This is a genomic window from Micromonospora sp. AMSO1212t (genome assembly GCF_008868145.1).
GTDB classification, from domain to species: Bacteria; Actinomycetota; Actinomycetes; order Mycobacteriales; family Micromonosporaceae; genus Micromonospora; species Micromonospora tulbaghiae.
The window spans coordinates 1-4783 of record NZ_WBKS01000222.1 but is presented as its reverse complement, the minus strand read 5'-3'; the positions used below and the strand labels follow the sequence as shown (position 1 = coordinate 4783).

The following is a 4783-nucleotide window of genomic DNA, read 5'->3' as shown; positions in this document are numbered from 1 at the left end:
GGGGAGGGGCGCTCGTGGCCTCCGGGCCCGCCGGCGCCGGTGACGCCGGGACGGACGCGGGCGCGCCGTACACGTTGCCGGCCGGGCGGGGCGGCGTCGCGGCCCCGTACACCGTGGGGGCCGGTCCGGGCGTGCCGGAGCGGTAGGTGGTGGTGCTGCGCGGCAGCGGGACCGGCGGGAGGTCGGCGGAGTTCGCGCCGCCGGTCCGGTCGGCGCGGTTGCGGCGCAGCAGCAGGACGATGAGGGCGGCGCCGACGAGCACCAGCCCGATACCGAACCACATGATCATGGAACCTCCGAACGACGAGTCGTCGGCCGCGGCGGTGGCCGGGGCGACGGCGGCGGCCACCGGCGACGTGTCGGCCACCTCGGCCGGCGTGGTCTCGCTCGCGCTGGGCGTCGGCGAGGGCTTGCGGGACGGGCTGGGGCTCGGTGTCCGCGGGGCGCCCACCAGCCGGGCCGACCCACCAGCCCGGCCGAGCACGTCGCCGTTGGCCGCGCTCGCCTCACCGGCCAGCTCCAGCCGCCCGCCGACGGTCCCGGCCAGGAACGACACCCGGTAACGCACGGTGACGCCCTTGCCCTTGCACAGCGGCCGGTCGACCGGAGCGACCGCGGCGGTGGCGACGGCGCCGCCGTCCCCGGAGACCTGCACCGGCACCCATCGGCCCCCGGACGCCACCTGCACCCGGACCTGGTCCGCCCGCAGGCTCTCCGACCGGAGCCCGATCGCGGTACGCAACTGCACGCAGCCGTCAGTGCGCTTGCGCACCTCGACCGCCACAGTGCCCGGCGGACCACCGGCGGTGAAGCTGTTCGCCGAGCGCAGTCCCACCCGGTCGTCGCGGGCCGACGCCGGTGACGCCGGGACGGCGATCAGGCCACCCAGCAGCGCGCCGACCATGGCCCACCGCGCCGCGTGCCGCCCTGCCGACATCTCCACCTCACCGTTGCGTCCGGACCGGATCCGCCGGTCAGGTTACTACCGGCCCCTCCAGGCACCCGCGCATCGAGCACGCCACATGTGTGCCGCGCCACGCGATCACCGCCCGCCCAGGTCACCGCCCGATGCGCCTGCTTCGGCGAGCGCCCGCCTGCACAGCCGGTCGGCCGTACGGGTGGTCTCCGGCAGCCGGTACCGGGGCGTCAGTGCCAGTACCCGGTCCACCGCGTTGTCCAACCCCACCCGGTGCCCGACGCTCACGAAGACCGGCCGCACACCACCCTGAGTCCGCAGCACCCGCCCGACCACCTCGCCGCCGTCGCACAGGTCGGCGCTGTCACCACGCTCGGGGCCGGGACCCGTCCACGAGCCGACGAGCGGCGTCTTGCCCACCCCTATCGTGGGCAGCCCGGTCACCAGACCCAGGTGACAGGCCAGCCCGAACCGGCGCGGGTGCGCCAGCCCGTGCCCGTCACAGACCAGCAGCTCGGGACGGGTGGTGAGCCGGTCCAGCGCGGCGAGCAACGCCGGCATCTCGCGGAACGCGAACAGCCCCGGCACGTACGGGAAGGCGGGCCGCCCCACGCACACCGCCTCGTCCACCACGTCGAGGGTGGCTGAATCGAGGACCGTGACGGCGGCGGCGAGCAGGTCACCGTCGGGCGCATACGCCACGTCCAGCCCGGCCACCGTCGCGGGCGCGGCGGGACCGGGCCCGGTCAGGTCCACCCGGGACCGCAACTCCTCCTGTACGCGTCTCGCCTCGGCCACGTCGGCGGGCGGCACATAGGGCACGGGTGGGCCTTCCGTGGAGGGCATGACGTTCCCGGCCGCTGTCAGGACGCGGCGGAGGCGATGGTGGGGTCGGCGGCGGGATCGCCGGCCTGTTGGAGCTGCTCCTCGAACATCACGAAGGTCCGCCGCCGGACTCCCCGGATCAGCGCCTGCTCCTGCGGCGTCGGGTACCGGCGTTCCTCCTGGAGCGTGTCCTCGATCGCCCGGACGGTTTCGTAGAGAGCGAAAATAGGCCCTTCACCGCACAGACTCAGGCCCCGCTCCTGCTCGACGTACCAGACGAACTCCTCGGGGCTGATCTCGAATATCTCGTCGTCCCTACCGAACAGCACCCTGTTCACGAGATTGTCCGCTGCCTGCCACCGGCCGGTGTCGAGTGAGAGCCGCCAGCACGCCATGCCGCCGTCCTCCGTCCTCACCAACTTCACCGGCGAGTCGTAGTAGAGGAAGAATTTCGGCAACACTAGGCCGGTCGGGTGCGTCACTGCTTCACGCCTCTCCCAATGTCTGCTGGACCGCATCCCAGTAGATGCTCTGCGCGCGTCGTAGCAGGCCGTCCCGGACTGCCGTCTCCATCGTCGTCAGCGAACGGCCGTCCAACTCTGCCAGGGCATCGAGGTCACGTCGGACCTCATACAGCGCATGCTCCCATTCGGCCACATCTTCCAAGGCTTTGAGGTGCAGGCGCAGTTCCCCTACGTGCCCGTTGGACAGGCGAAGGTTGAGCAGGATGTCGCGATAGCCACTACCGTTCGGAGCAACGAAACGATCCTTGACATCCAGGATCGTCACGTCGGGATCACCAACGAGTTCGCCTAACGCGTCATAGATGTCATCGAGCGTGGAGAACTCGGCCTTCGCCGCGGCCAAGTCCTTCAGGCGAGAGGCGTCATTCCCGTATTCGACCAGTTTGTCGCTGACTCGATCGTCACTCTTGGGCTCGTTGCGCCAGCCGGGCTGCCCCTTCTCGCCTGCGAGAGCGGTGGCAATCGTGTTCAGCTCTGCCTGCGCTACGGCCGCCTCGGCACGCAGTCCACTGAGGTATACGGCGACATAGATCGGATCCCGTTTCCTGCTCTTATCGAAGCCGTGCTGTCGGGCCTGCTGGCGCCGTGAAGCCAGATGCCGGGACAGCATGCGCTGCTCAGCGGTCAGCGGAGTGGGGAGAGGGTTCAGATCGCCCGTCAATATCTGCGAGTCGGGTCCGTCTCTCTCGATATCCGCCAACACCTCGCCCAGCACGTCGATGGCTTGCTGGTGGCTGGCCAGGTGGTGCAGGGTCAGCGGCCGGGCGGTCAGCGAGTTGGCGAGTTCCGGTGTCGCCAGGATCATCCGGACCAGGTCGGGCCGCTCCGCGAGCTGCCGCACCAACGTCTCGGCCAGCAACTCCTCCCGTCGCGGCGGAGCCTCCCAGTTCTGGTCGAGCATCCGCTGCACACGCGGGTCGGCGAACAAGCGGGTGAGGTCGGCCGCGGCGCTCTCGTCCAGCCCGGGTACGAGCCGCCGCAGCGTCGGCACGTCGGCGTGCTGCGCCAGTTCGACAGGAGTTACCCCGGCGGTGAAGGCGGCGTCGAGGTTCCCGCTCTGCGCGAGCGCGTCGCGCACGTAGAGCCCGGCGGCGATCCGGTCGGCGTGCGCCTGCCGGTGGTCCTCGCGTACCCGGTCGGGATCCGGCTCGACGGAGGGCGCGCTGCCCGGCAGCGGTCCGTCAGTTCGGCGGTGGATGGTGGTGGACTCGCCGAGCAGGTGGACGTGGTTGAAGTCCGGGACGTGGCCGTCGGCGATCGGCGGCGGGGCCGGCGGCCGTGGCGGCGCCGGGCGGGGTAGTGGCTCGGGTAGGACGTTGTAGGTGCCGGGCGGGCGGCCGGTGAGCGGCATCGGCCGGCCGTCGGGGCCGAGCACCAGAGCGTCGACGCCGACCACGTTGCTGGCTGCCGGACGGCCGCTGTGGTGGTAGAGCGGCCGGTCCGCCACCAGGCCCGTCTGCGGGTCGAGGAAGAGGATCGTGCCGTTCTGGTTCAACGCCACCCAGGCGTGCGAGCCGCCGCCCTCGAAGCTGGTGATGAGGAACGCGTAACTGCCGTGGCCACCCGACGCGAGCTGCGCGTACAGGTCCCGGTAGCCACCGTCCACCAACCGCTGCCGGTCCCGAGGGGTGACCCCGGGCCGGTCCGGCGGGCAGAGGTCCTGGAACCGGCCGCCGGTCGTCTGCTCGACCCGCAGCGGTCCGTCCGCCTCCCCGCCGACCGGCCGGTTCACGTCGCCGTTCAGGTAGCCGTCGAACGTACGCGGCGCCGCGACGCGCGGCCGTCCGTGAACCCAGGTCTCGAACAGCGACAGCGTGCAGTCGAGGCAGTTGATCCCTCGGGTGGCGTCGGCCGCCGGGCCGCCGTCGTTCGCGAGGCGGAACCAGCCGCCGCGCCGGGGATCGGCGGTACGCGTCACACCGCCGTCCGGGTTGCGGGGCATCTGCCGTTCGAGGTCGGTCTGGTGCAGCGCCAGCGGAGGGCGGAGCCCTCCCCGGCGACCGTAGGGCCGGGACCTGTCGATCGGCTCGGGATGGCCGTGACCGGTGAGCGCGGAGTGGTCGGCGGTCTCCACCGCGCCGACGGCCAGGTCCGCCACGTCGTCGTTGATGCGGTAGAAGTCGAGGTCGTCCTCGACCATCACCTCGCGCGGCAGACGCTGGCCGGCACGGACGGCCTCCACCTCGTCGACGGCTCGGTAGTGCAGGCGTTCTCGCCGCCGGCCCTCCCACACGTGCCGGTCGGCGAGCTCGTGCCGCCCGGCTTGGCGGAGTTCGTGGGCCTGCATGAGGAGCCAACGCGCCGCCTCGTAATGCTGTTCGGCGAGTTCACGCAGCTCCTTGATCTGCGCCGCCCGTCTGTTCTCCTCGTGCAAGGCACGCTGAGACTGCAGATAGCCCTGGTAGCGCCGCCGGTCGAGGCCCTCCCGATCGGCCTTCAGCCGTGCGGCACGCTGCTCGGCGGTCTCGCGGGGCCGCGACTGGACATGGGGCGGGCCCGCGAGACCGCCGAGCAGCGT

At 71.9% G+C, this 4783-nt stretch carries 4 protein-coding genes; all 4 read right to left on the bottom strand.

Translation table 11 applies throughout. From position 1 onward, the window contains the following. Positions 1 to 937, bottom strand: a 937-nt coding sequence (locus F8279_RS29190) for a hypothetical protein (RefSeq protein ID WP_151501658.1), incomplete at its 3' end; no start/stop codon positions are given. A 105-nt stretch (positions 938 to 1042) separates the two neighbouring features. Further along, on the bottom strand, positions 1043 to 1762 hold the full coding sequence (nfi, locus tag F8279_RS29185; RefSeq protein WP_151501657.1) for a deoxyribonuclease V: 720 nt from the start codon (positions 1760 to 1762) through the stop codon (positions 1043 to 1045). 17 nt (positions 1763 to 1779) lie between these two features. Further along, on the bottom strand, positions 1780 to 2223 hold the full coding sequence (locus F8279_RS29180; RefSeq protein WP_225853452.1) for a hypothetical protein: 444 nt from the start codon (positions 2221 to 2223) through the stop codon (positions 1780 to 1782). A 4-nt stretch (positions 2224 to 2227) separates the two neighbouring features. After that, a partial coding sequence (locus tag F8279_RS29175; protein ID WP_255474303.1) for a toxin glutamine deamidase domain-containing protein occupies positions 2228 to 4783 on the bottom strand: 2556 nt, incomplete at its 5' end.

Excerpts from the sequence above, each read along its gene's own strand:
- nfi (WP_151501657.1), bottom strand. The coding sequence starts at position 1,762 with ATGCCCTCCACGGAAGGCCCACCCGTGCCCTATGTGCCGCCCGCCGAC.